Origin of the sequence: Streptomyces sp. NPDC006435 (assembly GCF_040612315.1) — a bacterium.
Taxonomy (GTDB): domain Bacteria; phylum Actinomycetota; class Actinomycetes; order Streptomycetales; family Streptomycetaceae; genus Streptomyces.
The window spans coordinates 284,948-302,031 of the sequence record NZ_JBEXPY010000001.1 but is presented as its reverse complement, the minus strand read 5'-3'; the positions used below and the strand labels follow the sequence as shown (position 1 = coordinate 302,031).

The window sequence follows — 17,084 nt, the reverse complement described above, 5'->3', positions numbered from 1 at the left end:
TTCTCCTCCCGCGGGCCCGTCACCGCGCACCCCTCTTCATGCCGAGCCGCATCGTCGCGACGATCTCCCGCTGCACCTCGCTCACCCCGCCCCCGAAGGTGTTGATCTGCGCGGCCCGGTTCATCCGCTCCAGTTCCCCGTCGCCGAAGCAGCCGGGCGAACCGGCCCGCAGCACACCCGCCTCTCCCGTGATCTCCTGGCACATCCGGTACACCTCAACGGCGCTCTCGGTCCCCGCGAACTTCACTCCGCTCGCCTCGCCCGGCGCCGGTGAACCCGCCCCGACCTCGCCCACCAGGCGCCAGTTGAGCAGTCGGGTCGCCGCCAGCCGGGCGTACGCCTCCGCCAGCCGGGCGCGCACCCACGGCTCGTCGGCCGGGCGCCGGCCCGTGACCGGGTCGGGGGTGCGGGCGAAGGCGAGCGCCGCCGCGTAGAAGTCCTCGGCCTGCATCCCGATCGCGGCGAGCGCCACCCGTTCGTGGTTCAGCTGGTTGGTGATCAGCCCCCAGCCGCCGTTCTCCGCGCCGACCAGGTTGGCCGCGGGCACCCGCACCCCGTCGTAGTACGTGGCCGTCGTGGTCAGCCCGCCCACGGTCTCGATCGGGGTCCAGGAGAACCCCGGCGCATCGGTCGGGACGAGAACGATCGAGATGCCCCGGTGCTTGGGCGCGTCGGGGTCGGTGCGGCAGGCGAGCCAGATCCAGTCCGCGTTCTGGGCGTTGCTGGTGAAGATCTTCTGCCCGTCGATCACCCAGTGCTCGCCGCCCCCGTTCCCGTCGGCGGCCGGCGGGGGTGCCTCCCGTACCGCCCTGGTGCGCAGTGCGGCGAGATCCGTACCGGCCTCGGGCTCGCTGTAGCCGATGGCGAAGACGAGGTCGCCGCTGAGGATCCGGGGCAGGAAGTACGCCTTCTGCTCCTCGGTCCCGTACGCCATCAGCGTCGGGCCCACCGTGTTCAGGGTGACCATCGAGACGGGTGCGCCCGCCCGGTACGCCTCGTCGAAGAAGACGAACTGCTCGTCGGCGCCGCGCCCCTGGCCGCCGTACTCGACGGGCCAGCCGAGTCCGAGCATCCCGTCGGCGCCGATCCTGCGCAGCAGCCGCCGCTGCTCGGCGGGGTCCTCCGCGCCGGGGGCCGCCCCGGGGACCGCCCCGGCGTCCCGGTGTGGCATCACCTCGCGGAAGTACGCGCGGAGTTCGTCGCGCAGCTGCCGCTGGCGTTCCGTCTGGACGAGATGCACGGCGGCCGCCTTCCGGACACGGACATACGGATCGGGCTTCCCCTGACCAGTTTCTGACTGTCCGTCAGATACAGGGTGACTGTCAAGGTCACCGACGCCCCGAACCCGCCCTGGCGCCGCCCTCGCCGGCGCACGACGCACGGCGCCCCGGAACCGCCCCCCGTCGGCAGCGCGATGAACGACGCACGGCGGCCCGCGCGGGTGCCGGAGCACCTCGCGCGGGCCGCCGCCCGACCGGTCACGGTCCGCCCCCCTGCCGGACCGCGCCCGGCCGGGGACTCACCAGAGGTTGGTGAAGTTCACCGTGACGCTCTCGTCGTGCTGGTCGATCGCGGTGAACGCCGAGCCGTTCACCTGCGCGGACGTACTCCGGTTCGACGCCCCCTCGCCGACGGCCTGCTGCTGCGACGTGGACGAGTTGCCCAGGTTGTCGTCGGCGACACCGCCGCCGACGACCGTCGCGACGCCCGCGTTCGATCCGTCGTTCGCGAACGAGCCGCTGTCGGCCGTCGCCACCCCGCCGAGGAGCACGGCGGCAAGGGGCAGAGCGGCAACGGCCGCGAGAACACGAGCGGTACGGATGCTTGCCATGTGAATTCCTCCAGGAACCGGAAGTACGGCTTGTACCGAGGCAGTTGGCCCACCGTCTCGGCGTCGGTCGCGACGTCGCGAGACCAGGACTGCCCGCCGCCCCCTCGGCGAATCACCCGTACGGCCCGATTCCCCCGCAAGCATGAGGACCTTCCGATAAACCTTCATGCGCCCCGGAAGTGCCGACTCACACCCCTCACGCCCCCCGTTCGGCCGCTTCCGGAACTCGGGATCCCGCACCACGCCACAGGAGAAGCGTTCCGGCACCCGCCCCGCAGCCGACCTCGCGCCCTCTTCCTTTCATCGAACATTCGTACGAAAATAGAGCCATGGCCATCACTGCCCGGCAGACCGCCGCCCTGGCCCTCGCCCACGCGCTCTCCGCCGCCGAGCGCGGGCTCCCCGTCTTCCCGCTGACCGCCCACAAACTCCCCGCGCTCCCCTCCCCGCACCGGAACGACGGCCGCCGTTCCACCTGCCGGGGCGCGTGCGGCCTCCCCGGCCACGGCGTCCACGACGCCACCACGGACCCCGCCGCCGTACGCGCCCTCTTCTCGGCCGCCCCCTGGGCCACCGGCTACGGCATCGCCTGCGGCCGGTCCCCGCACCACCTCATCGGCATCGACCTGGACATCGACACCACCGGCGGCAGCGACTCGGCCGCATCGCTCCAACGGCTGGCCCTGCACCACCTGTTCACGATCCCGCCGACCATCACGGTGCTCACCCCGAGCGGCGGACGGCACATCTGGCTGACCGGCCCGCCGGACGTTCCGGTGCCGAACTCGGCGAGCCGGCTCGCCCCCGGCATCGACGTCCGCGGCACCGGCGGCTATCTGGTGGGCCCCGGCTCGGTCACCGCCCACGGCGGCTACCGACTGGCCCCGGGCACCGCCGACCTCCCGCCGGCCCCCTGCCCCCGCGCACTCCTGCGCCTGCTCGTACCACCCGCACGCCCCCGCCGCCCGGCGACGGCCCGGCCCGACCGGGGCCGGGGGCTGGTCCGCTTCGTCCTCGCGGCCCACGAGGGCCAGCGCAACACCCGGCTCTTCTGGGCCGCCTGCCGCGCCTACGAACACGGCTTCGGCGACGCCCTGGCGGACGCCCTCGTCCGGGCCGCCGTCCACACCGGCCTCCCCGAGCACGAGGCCCGCGCCACCGTCGAGTCGGCGGCCCGCCTCACCACGGACGGCACCAAACGACACCGGCCCGACGGGGACCACCCGTGACACGAAACGACCCCCGGCCGGTGGTGCTGGTCGGGGGTTGAATCAGCTGCGGTGGGTGTGGGATTTGAACCCACGGTGACTCGCGCCACGACGGTTTTCAAGACCGTTCCCTTAGGCCGCTCGGGCAACCCACCCACGCCCCGCCCGCCTGCTGCGGAGCGGCTACAGCCTACCGGCCCCGGGCCCCGCCCGGGGGCCGTGGTCCGTACGAGGTCCATCGCCCCTGTTCGCGCCCGGGTCAGCACTCCGCGAGAACCGTCATCGGTCCTTCGCAGGAACTGCCCGCAGCACTTCGCGAGAACCGTCATCGACCCTTCGTGGGACCCGTCATCGGTCCTTCGCGGGGTCCCGGCGTCAGTCCTTCGTGAGGACCGTCAGGCGGGCGAGGGCGCGGTCGTGCGGGCGGCTGAGGAGCAGCAGCGCGCAGGTGGCGCCGATCAGTGCGCAGAACATGTCCCACTGGGTGTCCCAGACGTCGCCCTGGGTGGCCAGGAACGCGTCGGCCGCCTGTCCTCCGGTCACGGCCGCCAGCCACTCCAGCATCTCGAAGACGGCACTGAAGGCGAGGCAGGCGCAGACCGTCAGCGGGGCGAGCCAGCGGCTGCCGCGCAGGGGCGAGGTCCGGACGAGGAGTTCCCGCACCAGGATCGCCGGGACGAAGCCCTGCATGAGGTGGCCGAAGCGGTCGTAGGGGTTGCGGTCCAGATCGAACCAGTCGCGCACCCAGTCGCCGGCCGGCACCTCCGCGTAGGTGTAGTGCCCGCCCACGACGAGGACCGTGGCGTGCACGGCCAGCAGGCCGCACAGCAGTCCGCTCAGCGGGAACCGGCGGCGCAGCAGGATCAGCAGCGGCAGCCCCAGCATCACCCACACCGTCTCCAGCACCCAGGTGACCGGGTCCTCGGCGCCGAACGCCGACACCACGAGCGCCACCGCGACGAGGACCGCGAGGACGGTGGGCAGTCGGCGCCCGGTGCGGCCGGTGCGGCCGGAGACCGGCGGGATGTCGGACGACGGTTCGGCGTACGTGGGGAAGGCGGACAACTCTGGCTCCTCGTGTCTGGTCCGGGTCTCCGGGGGTGTGTCACCGTCCTCGGGCGCGCCATGACGCCCCGGCGTGAGCGCACCTGCTCAACTGCGTTTCCGCGGTACCCGATCGGGGGCCCGTACCGCGGGAGGCCTCTGCCCGATCACTCGACGCGTCCCGTCCCCGGGTTCGCGCGTCAGCCGGTCGTGAAGGTCGACGTCTTCCCGTCGAACACGGTCTCGCCGTCGTCCGCGGTGGCGAGGGTGGCGACGTGCCAGGTGCCCTTCCCGGAAGCTGCGGCGTCGGCGGCGGTCACGGTGACCTCGTAGGTGCAGCGGACGATGTCGTCATCGGCGGACCGGCAGGTCGCCGATTCCACCTCGGCCATGTCCTTCGCGGTCGGCCCGTGCTTCGCGAAGGCGGGGTCGGCCGCCGGCCAGGCCAGTACCTTCAGGCTCTTGAGGCCGGAGGGCGCCGTGACGTCGGTGGTGAAGGCGAACGAGCCGTCCCGGTTCGCCTCGGGGGCCGTGTAGCGGGCAGCACCGTTCTCCACGGCCAACGGCCGGTCCCCCGCGTGGGCGAGGGCGAAGGCTCCGGCACCGCCGAGGGCGATGACGGCGGCGGCCGAGGACAGAACGATGCGTCGGGACATGACAGGTCTCCCCGTGAATGTGTGTCAGCTGTTTCCGCGACGCCCGTCCGCGCCGCCGAGTCACAGGCTGTCAGCCCTGGTTGACCCCGGATTGAGTACATGTACTCAACCCCGCATGGGGACTTGCCGCTGCCCGAGCGTTCGCGTACCCGACCCGGACAGGGCGGGGCCGGCCCATGCGGAAGGGGTGCCCCCCGATGAGGGACACCCCTTCCGACCAGCACGTCCACGGCCCGCGGTGACGCTCTCGCGCCACGACGGCCCCGGGACCGTTCCTTCAGGCAGCTCGGACGGGCCGCCCCGCGCTCCCGGCCGTGGACCGGGGCCGACGCGAGGACGGCCGGGCGGTCAGTTGTCGCCCTTGCGCTCGCCCAGGACGACCTCGGCCGTCGACGACTTGCCGTCGCGCGTGTAGGTCAGGGTCACCCGGTCGCCGGGCTGGTGGGTCCAGATCTCGCCGATCAGGGTCGGGCCGCTGTCGACCACCGTGTCGTTGAACTTCGTGATGACATCACCGGCCCGGAGGCCCGCCCGGTCCGCGGGGCCGTCCTTCGAGACGGCTTCCGTACCGCCCGCGCCCCGGTCGGAGATGACCGCGCCGCCCGTCTTCTCGTTCATGGTGACCGTGGCGCCGATCACCGGGTAGACCGGCTGACCGGTCTTGATCAGCTGCTGGGCGACGTTCGTGGCCTGGTTGATCGGGATCGCGAAGCCGAGGCCGATGGAGCCCGACTGGGCCTGGCCGATGCTGCTGCCGGTCGACTGGATGGCCGAGTTGATGCCGATCACCGCGCCGCGTGCGTCGAGCAGCGGGCCGCCGGAGTTGCCCGGGTTGATCGAGGCGTCGGTCTGCAGGGCGCTCATGTACGAGTTGCTGCCGCCGGAACCGTCGCCGGAGGCGACCGGTCGGTTCTTCGCACTGATGATGCCGGTGGTGACCGTGTTGGACAGGCCGAACGGTGCGCCGATCGCGATCGTGGAATCGCCGACCGCGACCTTCTCCGAGTCGCCGAGCGACAGCGGGGCGAGGCCCGCGGGCGGGTTCTTCAGCTTCAGGACGGCGACGTCGTAGCCCTGGGCCCGGCCGACCACTTCCGCGTCGTACTTCTTGCCGTCGGAGAAGGTCGCCGTGAGCTGCCCGCTGTCCGCCGCGGAGGCCACCACGTGGTTGTTCGTGAGGATGTGGCCCTCCTTGTCGTACACGAAGCCGGTGCCCGTGCCGCCCTCGCCGTCGCCGCCCTGCGCGTCGATGGTGACCACGCTGGGCAGCGCCTTGGCCGCCACGCCCGCGACCGTACCGGGGTCGCGCTTGAGGTCCTGCGGGCTGGCCGACGCGGAGACCGTGGTCGATCCCGAGGAGCCGCCCCGGTCGGCCGCCCAGAAGCCGAGGGCGCCGCCGAGGCCGCCCGCGACCAGGGCCGCGACCGCCACCGCCGCGATCAGACCGCCCGCGCCGCGCCTGCGCGGCTGCTCGGGGGAGGGGTGCGGGGGCGGGGCGCCCCAGACCGGACCGCCCCCACCGGCGCCGTGCTGCGCGTACGCGGGAACGGCGGGGGGCGGCGGCCAGTTCGCCTCGGCCGCCGACTGGGGGGCGGGGGGCGTGTGGGGCGCGTGCGGAGGAGGCGTCGCCGGGACGGGGGCCATGGGAGTGGTGGCGGTCGTCCCTTCCACCGGGGCGGGCACCTGCGCATCCTGCGGCTGCGGGTACGCCGGGGCCGGGGCCGCTCCCGTCGGGGCGGGCGCGGGCGTGCTCCCGGGCGTCTCCCGAGGAACGTCGGCCGGCACGGGAGGTGCGGACGGAACGGACGGCTGGACGGCCCCGGCCGCAGTGCCCTCGTTGTCCTCGTTCTCTGTGCTCACAGCTCTTTACTCCTCGGTTCCACATCATGTTCGGCAAGAGATCCGCTGTGTACGTGTCCTGAGTCAGCTTTTCCCAAGGCACGTCAGGCCACTGTAAGCAGGACCTGTGCATCCGCACACCAATCTTTACATCGGGCAAAACGACTACCCGCCGCAAGACGCACCGCAGCCGCGGCCCTCGGTGCCCGGACCCCCTCGCGATGCGCCGCACACGCCCCGGCCGCACCCGGGTCACGCGACGTGTGCACAGCGGTCGCCTCTCGGTGACACCATGACGCGGTGACCCACCCACGGCAGCAGACCACGCCCCAGACCACCCAGGTCGTCGCACACCGGGGCGCGTCCGAGGACGCCCCCGAGCACACCCTGGCCGCATACCGGAAGGCGATCGAGGACGGCGCCGACGCCCTGGAGTGCGATGTACGGCTCACCTCCGACGGCCATCTCGTGTGCGTGCACGACCGCCGGGTGAACCGTACGTCCAACGGCCGGGGCGCCGTTTCCGCGCTGGAGCTCTCCGAGCTCGCCGCCCTCGACTTCGGGTCCTGGAAGGACCGCGAGGAGTCCCCCGACTGGGACCCGGTGCCCGGCGAGCTCACCTCCGTGCTCACCCTGGAGCGGCTGCTCGAACTCGTCGTCGAGACCCGGGCCGCCGGCCGCCCGCTCCAGCTGGCCGTCGAGACCAAGCACCCCACCCGCTGGGCGGGCCAGGTCGAGGAACGGCTGCTGCACCTGCTGAAGCACTTCGGGCTCGACGACCCGCCGGCCGACGCCCCGTCACCGGTACGCGTCATGAGCTTCTCGGCGCGTTCGCTGCACCGCGTCCGGGCCGCGGCCCCCAACCTGCCCACCGTCTATCTGATGCAGTTCCTCTCGCCGCGCCTGCGCGACGGGCGGCTGCCGGCCGGGGCGCGGATCGCGGGTCCGGGCATGCGGATCGTACGCAGCCACCCCGGTTACATCGAGCGGCTGCACCGCGCGGGACACCGCGTGCACGTATGGACGGTGAACGAGCCGGAGGACGTCGAGCTCTGCCTCGACCTGGGCGTCGAGGCCATCATCACCAACCGCCCGAAGCAGGTTCTGTCACAACTGGGACGCTCCTGACATCAGTCACGCGGAGTACACCGGCGCATTCGAAACGTATTCGATCGTTACGAGTGCGTCATTGGCAGACCATTGGCCGGTTTCCGGTCCAGTCCAGGGGGGCATCCACTCCGTGGCGTGGGGCAAAGGAGGTCTCGGGGGTGGCGTTGGTGGTGGCACAGGAGGTGCCCACGTCGTCGAGCATGGCCGTTCCCCATGGCCCTGCGGGCGTGGGCCAGGCGCGGCACCGGATGCGCGAGCAGTTGCGCAGCCACGGGGTGTCGGATTCGGTCGTCGACGATGCTGTACTGATTCTTTCCGAACTGCTCAGCAACGCCTGCCGGCACGGCAGGCCGCTGGGGCGACACACGGATGTGGGGGACGGCGACATCCGCGCCGCATGGCGCGTCGACGGAGCCGGCGGGCTGACCGTCGAGGTGACGGACGGGGGCGGCCCGACCAGGCCCGTCCCGGCCACGCCCTCGGTGACGGCACGCGGCGGCCGCGGGCTCAACATCATCAGCGCGCTCGCCGACGAGTGGGGCGTACGCGACAGCTCGTCGGGAGAGGTCACGGTCTGGGTCCTCGTCAACGAGGGACACGACGTCGACGAGGGGCACGACCGGGCGCCGTCCGGGCTGCCGGGCACCCCGGGTGCCCAGGGCGTCCAGGGCGTCTCCGGTACGACGGTTGCCAGTGGTGCGCCTCGTACGTCGTATGCGTCGCATACGCCTCATGTCTCCCGTGGACCCCATGGGACGGGTGCGTCCGGGGTGTCGGGGGCCTCGGGCCGGCCGGGGATGCCGGGCGGTGTGCCGGGGATCCCGGATCTCGACGAGCTGGGCTTCGCGGACGTCTTCGACGACGTCGGCTGACGTCGCCGTACCGGGCGGACCCGGCGTCGGACCGCATTCCGCGCACCGGGACCGGCGGACGTCCGGGCAGATGTGTCCCCGACTCGACACGGGCGGCTAGGCTCGCGGCCCAGACCGCACTGTCGCAATCGGGAGAAAGCCCACCATGGCCAAGAAGCGCCCTCAGACCAAGGCCGGGAAGCAGCAACTCAAGGACGGCGAGATCCCGGTGGTCGGGGCTCGCGAACCCTGCCCGTGCGGTTCGGGCCGCCGCTACAAGGCGTGCCACGGCCGCGCCGCCGCCCAGGCCGTCACCGAGCTCGTCCACCGTCCCTTCGAGGGGCTGCCCGGCGAGTGCGACTGGGTCGCCCTGCGCGAACTGGTGCCCGCCGCCACAGTCGAGCTGAAGCTGAAGGACGGGCTGCCCGAGGGCGTTCCCTCCGTGACGCTCGCGACCGTCCTGCCGATGGCGTGGCCGGCCCTGCGCCGCGACGACGGTTCGGTGCTGCTCGCCCTGCAGAACGACACCCCGTCCGGCGACCTCAGCCGCGACCTCGCGGACACGCTGCTGCGGGCCCTGGCCGCCGAGCCCGGTTCGCCCGTGGCGGCGCAGCGCGTGGCGGCCGACGGTCCGCGCCTGCAGGACGTGCTCGACCCCGGTGCGGCGTTCGAGCCCTCGGTCCACACCGGCTTCGAGTTCTGGGTGCCGGACGCGGAGAACGCCACGCCCGAGGTGGCCGCTTCCCTGGAGCGCGCGAACGGGGCGGCGATCCCGACGACGAGGCTCGCCGGTGTGGACGCCGCCTACTGGTGCGAGACCCCGGAGAAGAACCACCTCCGCTGGGTCATGCCGCACGCCGAGGAGCAGCTCCTCGATGCGCTCGCCCGGCTGCACGCCGCCGGCAACTCCTCGCTGGGCGAAGGGACCAGGCTGGTCGGCTCCTTCAGGGCGCACGGCCTGATGGTCCCGGTCTGGGACCTGCCGAGCGCGATGGGGGCCGAGGAGTGCGAGAAGCCCGCGGCCGAGTTCGCGGAACGACTGACCGCGGCGCTCGCCGTGGACGCGCCCCTCACCGCCGAGGAGCGCCGGGCCCGCGGCGGGCTCACCAACCGCCAAGTGACCCTCAGCTGACAGTGACGAGCACCCCGCCTTATGGTGACACGCGTCACAACTAGCCGTACTCGCAGGTAAATCCCTGTCCTAATACGCGAGATCGAATTTGCGAACGGCAGATCTCTTGTTACCGTTCTGGAAGCCCGGTCGCTGGTGCATCCCCCGTCGCCAGCGATCGGGCATCCTCATTTCCGGATACGGCGCACAGCGCGCGACGCGGCGCACGTACCGGCGCACGAGCCCGCGCCGGTCCACCCCGGGCCCGTCGCCCCGCTCCACCGCCCCGGTGTTCCCGCGCCTTCACCGCGCACGCCAACCCCGCACACCGGAAGCCGCTTTGACGTCCGGCGCCCTCACCGGCGGGGATGCCCGCCCGTCGCCCCGCCCGCGCGAACGGCCTCCCGAAGCCCGCCCGGCCAGGGGATCTCCGCACCGGGACCCGTGCGACGCCCCGTACCCGACGCCCCGGCCCGCGTTCCGCACCCCGCCCCCGACTCGCCCCGCGGCCGGGGCCGCCTCCGCGCCCACGGGGGACAAGGGCCCGGAGGGCCGGAGGCCGTAACACCCGTGGGTGCGCAGGGCCCCCGACACCGGCGGGCCGTACGGAAGGACCGATCGGTCTCGGACAGATACCGAACATCGGACGGCCCCCCTGGGGGCGTGTCCCCTCACGAGGAATTTCGAATAGATATTCGAAATGCCTTTCGAAGGCCCGGAAAGTCCATCAGAAAGTCATCGAACGGAAGACTTTGCAACGGCAGAGTTTGCATTGCCCGGGATCCGACCGGAAGCCCGCCCCCATCCGCGATATCGATCATCGCGAGGAATCACTCGGCGTCACCTGTCGGTCTCGACCGAATTCCTGACGGATCGCCCGACATGACGACCGAATGCACGGCCCCGGACGTTCGGGACGGCTCGCCCTTTCTCGTCGGCTCCTGCGGAAAAACCGGGATTCAGACCTTCAGACCCTCCCGGGGCTCCGGTTCCGAGGTCCCGGGGTCCGGACCCTTCGGCGTTCCGGCCCCGTCGGGGCCGGTGCGTCGGGGCCGACCGCTCGGGAGCGGGACCGGGCCGGGTCCGGTCCGGCCGCGCACCGTACCTGCCGGGGCGCGGTTCCACCGACGGGCGCGATGCGCCCGCAGGGCGTCCCGCGCCCTCCGACTGCAAAGCCCCTGCCGTCAGTACGCGAGCCGGCTTCCGCCGCCCGGGGCGCTGCTGCTCGCCTCGACCAGCGCTTCGAGCACCGTCCCCACGTCCGGCAGCCACGGCGCGGCGGCCCCGGAGGCTGAACCCTCCCCGCGCGAGGACGACCGGGAACCACGCAGGGGCGACCGGGAGCCACGCGAGGACGACCGGGAACCGCTCGACGAGACCGAGGGGTCCGCGGCCGGGGCCCGCTCCCAGCGCACCTGCCCCGTCCCCGCCTCGGACGGCGGCAGGACGAGATAGCCGCCCTCGCTGTGGAACCGCAGCGAACTGGGCACCCGGTCCTGGGCGTACAGCAGCTCGCCGAGCCGTTCGAGGGTGTAGGGCGCGACCAGCAGCGACCACCGGGTCGGCGTCGCCACCACCGGCCCGAGCCGCACCCCCATCCGGTCCAGCTCGGCCAGCGCGCGGGCACCGGCCACGGCCGGCAGGCTCAGCGCGCACGGGGCGCGCCCGCCGGTGGCCAGGACGATCGGCGCGGCGGGCCGGTTGGTCCACCACCAGCGCACCATGCGCTCATCGGTGGTCGCCGCGAGGAGACCGGGGTCGAAGGGGTGCGCGCCGGGCACGGCGCATTCGGGATCGGGACAAGCGCAGCCCCGGCCGCGGTCGCCGCGGCCACCGGCCGCGGCGAGTCCCACTCCGGGAAGCACGGGCCACCGCCATGCCGTGGCACAGGTCAGGGCCGCGTCGAGCCGGGCGGGCCTTCCCCCGCGCCGGAACCGGAGCCTGCGTCGCCTTCCGAGGATCTCGCGCATGAGCGCTCGTTCCTTTCCGTTGAACGCCGAGGGTCCACATCACACCACGGGCGCGTTGCCGTACGTGTGCATCAATTCACCGTGCGTACATGCTTCCCGTGTCCGCGGTACGGAAGGTTCGTCGTACCGGGCACGGGCCGAGCCGAGTCGTGCAGGGGCGATACGGGTCGGGACGCGGAACATGGCGGGGGAGCGGCGCATGCTCGCGCCTGCTGTCCCAGGGTGCAAACCCCGCCACTCGGGGGTGGGGACGTGACCGTCACATGAGAGGACGTTCGGGCCCGCTGCCGGGTTCCGGGGCGATCAGAACTGCCCCCGACCATCATTGATTACGTACCCAGCATGCCCGAAATGACGCTCTCTCCGGGACTTCACCCCGAGAACACCCCCTTGTCGAGCGGACCCAGTCGACCTCAAATACCTGTCGCAAGGTGCGTTTTTTGGCCAACTTAGCAGCCGGTCGGACACTGCAAAACCCGTAGGGACAATGCTGGACATCGCCTCACTTCTGCGTGTACATCTGGTGCTACGTGTACATGCGGATGCACTGATAACGGCGCAGAATGACATGGGGGTTCGCGATGCTATTCCATGAAACGCGCCGGTCGGAAAGCCGACAGCCATGAGTACCCCTCACCTGCCGAAAGTGGCTGGAATCGATCCCACGGTTCCGGTTTCAACGCACACTGCCGGGTCTTCGTCCGATGTGCCGGCCGCTCCGGGCGCCTTCATCCAGGACCGCCTCGCCGGCTGGGTCTCCGACCTCACCACCCTTCACGAACTCACCGAGCGGCTGGCCGGTACCCGCACACTCGACGACGCGCTCCACGAACTGCTGGAGGCCGGAGCCGCCCTGGTCGGCGCCCGCCGCGGCCTGGTCGTCCTCGAACCCTCCGACCGCCGCGGCCCCGTCAGCACCATCGGTCTCGGCCTCGCCCACGCCGAGCTCGGGCACATCGAGACGGTGCCGCGCAGCGCCACCTCCTACGGCCGGATCCTGGAAGGGTTCCCGGACGCCGACGGCGCGCTGACCACCCCCGACCTGCTCGGCGACACCAGCCTGGACCCGCGCCGCCGCGAGGTCGCCGCCCGCCTCGGATACGCCGCCAGCTACGCCCTGCCGCTCACCGCCGGGGCGACCGGCAGGCTCGGCGCGGCCGTCTGGCTGTACGACGAACCCGCCGAACCGCTGGAACGCCAGCGCCACCTCGTCGGTCTCTACGCCGCGTACGCGGGCGAGCACCTGGCCGGACTGCTGGAGCTGGAGCGGGCCAGGGCCGACATCGCCACCATCTCGGAGGAGCTGCTGCCCACCCGGATGCCCCGGGTGCCGGGCGTGCAGCTGGCCGCCCGCCACCGCAGGGCGCCCCAGGGCGGCGGCCACTGGTACGACGCGCTGGCCCTGCCCGAGGGCGCGCTCGGCCTCGCCGTGGGTTCGGTGAGCGGCTCCGGGCCCAGCGCCCTGGCCGCCTCGGGACGGCTGCGGGCCGGGCTGCGGGCGTACGCGGTGATGGAGGGCGAGGACCCCGTCGCCGTGCTCTCCGATCTGGAACTGCTGCTGCGGCTCACCGAACCGGCCCGCTCCGCGACCGCCCTGTTCGCCTACTGCGAACCGGCCAGGCGCAAGATACTGCTGGCCGGTGCCGGGCACGCCCCGCCGCTCGTCGTCGGTGAGCGGCGCACCGAGTTCGTGGAGACCTCGGTCTCCGCGCCGCTGGGCATGCTCGCCTGCTGGGAGGCGCCCAGCGTGGAGATCGCCCCCGCAGAAGGCGAAACCGTTCTGCTCTACACCGACGGGCTGCTGCGGCGCACCAGCGACTCCACGGACCGGGCGTTCGCGCGGCTCCACTCGGCGGCGGCGTCCGTGCCGAAGGCACTGCGCCACGACCCCGGTTCCGTCGCCGACCACGTGCTGCGCGCCGTACTGCCGGACGGGCTCGACCGGTCCGGCGGCACGGAGGACGTGGCCCTGCTGGCCGCGCGCTTCGACTGAGCCCACGCACGCCCCGCGCCTCCCCGCGCTCTCCCCGTTCCGCCCCGTCCTCACCGGCCCGGCCCGGCCGGGCCCTCCCCCGCCCCGGCCGTGTAACAGGTCTTCCGGCCCTGTGCCCCCTTCCGCACGCCCGTACGATGGACGGGGTCCAGTGTCGTATCAAGGAGAGACAAGTCGTGGCTGAGGAGCTCACCCCGGAGAACCCGGAGACCGAAGAAGAGCAGGCTGTCAAGCAGCGGAAGAACGGCCTGTACCCGGGCGTCTCCGACGAACTCGCCGCGAACATGAAGTCCGGTTGGGCCGACACCGAACTCCACGGCCTCGAACCGATCGCCCAGGCCGCCCACACGGCCGCCCGCCGCGCCGCGCTCTCCGCGCGTTTCCCCGGCGAGCGCCTGGTCATCCCCGCGGGCAACCTGAGGACCCGCTCCAATGACACCGAGTACGCCTTCCGCGCCTCCACCGAGTACGCGTACCTCACCGGCGACCAGACCCAGGACGGCGTCCTCGTCCTGGAGCCGACCGCGGACGGCCACGAGGCCACCATCCACCTGCTGCCGCGCTCCAACCGCGAGAACGGCGAGTTCTGGCTCGACGGCCAGGGCGAGCTGTGGGTCGGCCGGCGCCACTCCCTCACCGAGGCCGAGCAGCTGCTGGGCATCCCGGCGAAGGACGTGCGCGAGCTCCCGGCCGCGCTGACCGAGGCCACCGGCCCGGTCCGCAACGTCCGCGGCCACGACGCCGGCATCGAGGCCGCGCTGACCGACAAGGTCACCGCGGAGCGCGACGAGGAGCTGCGCGTCTTCCTCTCCGAGGCCCGGCTGGTCAAGGACGAGTTCGAGATCGCCGAGCTGCAGAAGGCGTGCGACGCCACCGCGCGCGGCTTCGAGGACGTCGTGAAGGTCCTCGACAAGGCCGAGGCGACGAGCGAGCGCTACATCGAGGGCACCTTCTTCCTGCGCGCCCGCATCGAGGGCAACGACATCGGCTACGGCTCGATCTGCGCCGCCGGCCCGCACGCCACCACCCTGCACTGGGTGCGCAACGACGGCCCGGTGCGCTCCGGCGAGCTGCTGCTGCTCGACGCCGGTGTGGAGACCAACGACCTCTACACCGCCGACGTGACCCGCACCCTCCCGATCAACGGCACGTTCACCCCGCTCCAGCGGAAGATCTACGACGCGGTGTACGAGGCCCAGGAGGCGGGCATCGCGGCCGTCAGGCCCGGCGCCGACTACCGCGACTTCCACGACGCCGCGCAGCGGGTCCTCGCCGAGAAGCTCGTCGAGTGGGGCCTGCTGGGCGACCTGTCCGTGGACAAGGTCCTGGAGCTGGGCCTGCAGCGCCGCTGGACGCTGCACGGCACCGGTCACATGCTCGGCATGGACGTCCACGACTGCGCCGCCGCCCGCACCGAGACGTATGTGAACAGCACGCTGGAGCCCGGCGTCTGCCTCACCGTCGAGCCCGGTCTGTACTTCCAGGCCGACGACCTGACCGTGCCGGAGGAGTACCGGGGCATCGGTGTCCGGATCGAGGACGACATCCTCGTCACCGAGGACGGCAACCGGAACCTCTCCGACAAGCTGCCGCGCCGGGCCGACGAGGTCGAGGCGTGGATGGCCGGCCTGAAGGGCTGATCCCGGACCGGTCCGGCGAGGACCGGGGAAGCTCCAGGAGAGTTCCGGGGAAGGACGCTTTGCTCAGGACACCATGAGCAGGGCGTCCTTCCGCCATTTCAGGACCTTGTCGAAGCTGACGACGGCACCGCGGCCGGGGCGGTTGCCGAAGTGGACGTGGTCGGCGAGCTGCTCGATCAGACACAGGCCCCGCCCGTCCTCGGCACTGAGCGACGGGTACTGCGGGGAGAACCCGCGCGGCTGCGCCTCGTACGGTTCGCATCCCTGCGCCTCGTACGGCTGCGGCCCGTTCCGCTCCGCGGACGTGCCGGACGGCTGCCGGGCGGGGAAGCCGGGGCCCGAGTCGGCGACCTCGATGCGGCACTTCTCGCCGTCCAGATAAGCGGTGACCCGGTACTGCCCGGAGGCCGATCCGGGCAGCTCGTCCCACGCGTCCCACGGGTCGAGGGCGACGCCCCGGCCCTCCCTGCTCTCCCGGTCCTCGGCGTCCCGGTGGTCGCCGCCGTGCTCGACGGCGTTCGCACAGGCCTCGCTGAGCGCGAGCGAAAGATCGAAGGAGATGTCCGGGTCCACCCCCGCGGTCTCCATCGTCCCCAGCAGGAAGCGGCGGGCGAGCGGAACGCTCGCGGCCTCACGCCGCAGATGGAGGGACCACCAGATGCTCATGCTCCAGCCTCCTGGCCGCGGCTCGACATACCGATACCTGTATTGCCGCACCGCACCGTTCGTAAGCACGGACCGGATGTGAGACCGCTCATTCGGCGGATGGCCGTGCTCCACGCGCCCGTGTATGCCGGGGCGGGTCCGGTACGGGTCCGGGGCGCGGGTCGGTACGGATCCGGCCGAACCGGGGCGACCTTCCGGACCTGCCGTTCCCGGGCACGGGGCCCGGTGCGATGATGGCTGCGCCATGTCTATGCCTGTCGCACGCGCCGGAGCCGGTCTGCGGCTCCTGAGGGCCGCGGTGTTCACCGCGGTCTGTGTCGCGCTGTCCGCGGCAGGCCACTCCCTCGCCTCGTACGCGGCCGTCCCCTGGTGGACGCTGCTCGCCGGGTTCCTGGGAATCCTCGCGCTGACGGTGCCGCTCGCCGGACGCGAGCGTTCGCTGCCGGCCATCGCCACCGCGCTGGCCGGCGGGCAGATCGCCCTGCACACCCTCTTCGGCGTGGGCACGCACAGCGCCCCTGCGCACACCGCGGCGGGCGACGACGCGTTGATCCGGTTCGCGGCGAGCCTCGTGTGCGGGGCGGGCCCGGACCGGCTGAACGCCGCCGCAGCCCACCGCATCGTCACCACCGCGGGCATCGACCCGGCGGCGGTGACGGGCGACGGCCAGCAGCACCTGGCCTCCGCGTCCGGCACGCAGGCGGCCGGCCTCGCCGCGCTGCTGCCCAGCCTGCCCATGCTGCTCGGCCACCTGCTGGCCGCCACCGTCACGGGCTGGCTGCTGCGACGCGGCGAGATCGCCCTGTTCCGGCTGGTCCGGCTGTCCGCGCACGGCGCCCAGCAGATCGCGGCCGGGGCCCGGCTGCGCGCCCTGCGCACCGCGCTCGCCCTGGTCAACGCCCTGCGCGCCGGGCTTCCCGGAGGCCCGACGACCGGGCCGCGCGTCGCCCGTACCGCGGCCGACTCCCCGGCACTCGCCTCCGGGGACCCCCTGCAGCACCTGGTGATCAGGCGCGGACCGCCTCCCGCGTACGCGCTCGCAGCCTGACGCGACACCCACCGCCGGCGTACGCACGCCCCGGGGCACGGACCTCTCCGCGCCGTACCGGTCATCAGTGCGCACGCCGTACCCGGGGAAGAGGTGTCGCGATGCCGTCGCGCACCC

14 protein-coding genes and 1 tRNA gene are annotated in these 17,084 nt (G+C 72.6%); 7 read left to right on the top strand and 8 right to left on the bottom strand.

From position 1 onward, the window contains the following. Positions 1 to 19: 19 nt before the first annotated feature. A complete protein-coding gene (locus tag ABZZ04_RS01345) occupies positions 20 to 1,240 on the bottom strand; it encodes an acyl-CoA dehydrogenase family protein (RefSeq protein ID WP_356930123.1) in 1,221 nt (406 codons plus the stop codon). 279 nt (positions 1,241 to 1,519) lie between these two features. Continuing rightward, entirely contained in the window at positions 1,520 to 1,831 is a 312-nt protein-coding gene (locus ABZZ04_RS01340; protein ID WP_356930122.1) for a hypothetical protein, read from the bottom strand. A gap of 329 nt (positions 1,832 to 2,160) precedes the next feature. Between ABZZ04_RS01340 and ABZZ04_RS01335 the strand changes: the two genes are divergently transcribed. Then, a complete protein-coding gene (locus tag ABZZ04_RS01335; RefSeq protein ID WP_356930121.1) occupies positions 2,161 to 3,060 on the top strand; it encodes a bifunctional DNA primase/polymerase in 900 nt (299 codons plus the stop codon). 49 nt (positions 3,061 to 3,109) lie between these two features. On the opposite strand, the gene ABZZ04_RS01330 is transcribed toward ABZZ04_RS01335, so the two are convergent. The 4 genes from ABZZ04_RS01330 to ABZZ04_RS01315 form a co-directional block, all read right to left on the bottom strand. Next, positions 3,110 to 3,194: transfer RNA gene (locus ABZZ04_RS01330), tRNA-Ser, on the bottom strand. Between the two features lie 220 nt (positions 3,195 to 3,414). Further along, positions 3,415 to 4,065, bottom strand: coding sequence for a DUF2238 domain-containing protein (locus tag ABZZ04_RS01325; protein WP_356930250.1), 651 nt, complete (start codon positions 4,063 to 4,065; stop codon positions 3,415 to 3,417). 218 nt (positions 4,066 to 4,283) lie between these two features. Next, positions 4,284 to 4,739: a DUF5707 domain-containing protein gene (locus ABZZ04_RS01320; protein WP_356930120.1), complete on the bottom strand. Its 456-nt coding sequence runs from the start codon at positions 4,737 to 4,739 to the stop codon at positions 4,284 to 4,286. A gap of 348 nt (positions 4,740 to 5,087) precedes the next feature. After that, a complete protein-coding gene (locus tag ABZZ04_RS01315; RefSeq protein WP_356930119.1) occupies positions 5,088 to 6,599 on the bottom strand; it encodes a trypsin-like peptidase domain-containing protein in 1,512 nt (503 codons plus the stop codon). A 279-nt stretch (positions 6,600 to 6,878) separates the two neighbouring features. On the opposite strand from ABZZ04_RS01315, the gene ABZZ04_RS01310 reads away from it, so the two are divergent. The 3 genes from ABZZ04_RS01310 to ABZZ04_RS01300 all read left to right on the top strand — a co-directional run bounded on the left by ABZZ04_RS01310 (position 6,879) and on the right by ABZZ04_RS01300 (position 9,671). Then, positions 6,879 to 7,706, top strand: coding sequence for a glycerophosphodiester phosphodiesterase (locus tag ABZZ04_RS01310; protein ID WP_356930118.1), 828 nt, complete (start codon positions 6,879 to 6,881; stop codon positions 7,704 to 7,706). Between the two features lie 53 nt (positions 7,707 to 7,759). Continuing rightward, positions 7,760 to 8,560 carry an ATP-binding protein gene (locus tag ABZZ04_RS01305; protein WP_356930117.1) on the top strand — a complete coding sequence of 267 codons (801 nt, stop codon included), beginning with the start codon at positions 7,760 to 7,762 and terminating at the stop codon, positions 8,558 to 8,560. 145 nt (positions 8,561 to 8,705) lie between these two features. Continuing rightward, positions 8,706 to 9,671: a DUF5926 family protein gene (locus ABZZ04_RS01300; RefSeq protein ID WP_356930116.1), complete on the top strand. Its 966-nt coding sequence runs from the start codon at positions 8,706 to 8,708 to the stop codon at positions 9,669 to 9,671. 1,163 nt (positions 9,672 to 10,834) lie between these two features. Here ABZZ04_RS01300 and ABZZ04_RS01295 read toward each other — a convergent pair. Beyond that, entirely contained in the window at positions 10,835 to 11,620 is a 786-nt protein-coding gene (locus tag ABZZ04_RS01295; protein WP_356930115.1) for a bifunctional DNA primase/polymerase, read from the bottom strand. A gap of 622 nt (positions 11,621 to 12,242) precedes the next feature. Between ABZZ04_RS01295 and ABZZ04_RS01290 the strand changes: the two genes are divergently transcribed. Together ABZZ04_RS01290 and ABZZ04_RS01285 are read left to right on the top strand one after the other, a co-directional pair. After that, positions 12,243 to 13,613 carry a PP2C family protein-serine/threonine phosphatase gene (locus ABZZ04_RS01290; RefSeq protein ID WP_356930114.1) on the top strand — a complete coding sequence of 457 codons (1,371 nt, stop codon included), beginning with the start codon at positions 12,243 to 12,245 and terminating at the stop codon, positions 13,611 to 13,613. A gap of 176 nt (positions 13,614 to 13,789) precedes the next feature. Continuing rightward, positions 13,790 to 15,253 carry an aminopeptidase P family protein gene (locus ABZZ04_RS01285; RefSeq protein WP_356930113.1) on the top strand — a complete coding sequence of 488 codons (1,464 nt, stop codon included), beginning with the start codon at positions 13,790 to 13,792 and terminating at the stop codon, positions 15,251 to 15,253. A gap of 63 nt (positions 15,254 to 15,316) precedes the next feature. Here the strand turns inward: ABZZ04_RS01285 and ABZZ04_RS01280 are convergent, their stop codons facing one another. Then, a complete protein-coding gene (locus ABZZ04_RS01280) occupies positions 15,317 to 15,919 on the bottom strand; it encodes an ATP-binding protein (RefSeq protein ID WP_356930112.1) in 603 nt (200 codons plus the stop codon). Positions 15,920 to 16,163: 244 nt separating this feature from the next. Here ABZZ04_RS01280 and ABZZ04_RS01275 point away from each other — a divergent pair, with 244 nt between their 5' ends. Then, a complete protein-coding gene (locus tag ABZZ04_RS01275) occupies positions 16,164 to 16,967 on the top strand; it encodes a hypothetical protein (protein WP_356930111.1) in 804 nt (267 codons plus the stop codon). The last annotated feature ends 117 nt before the right edge of the window (positions 16,968 to 17,084 follow it).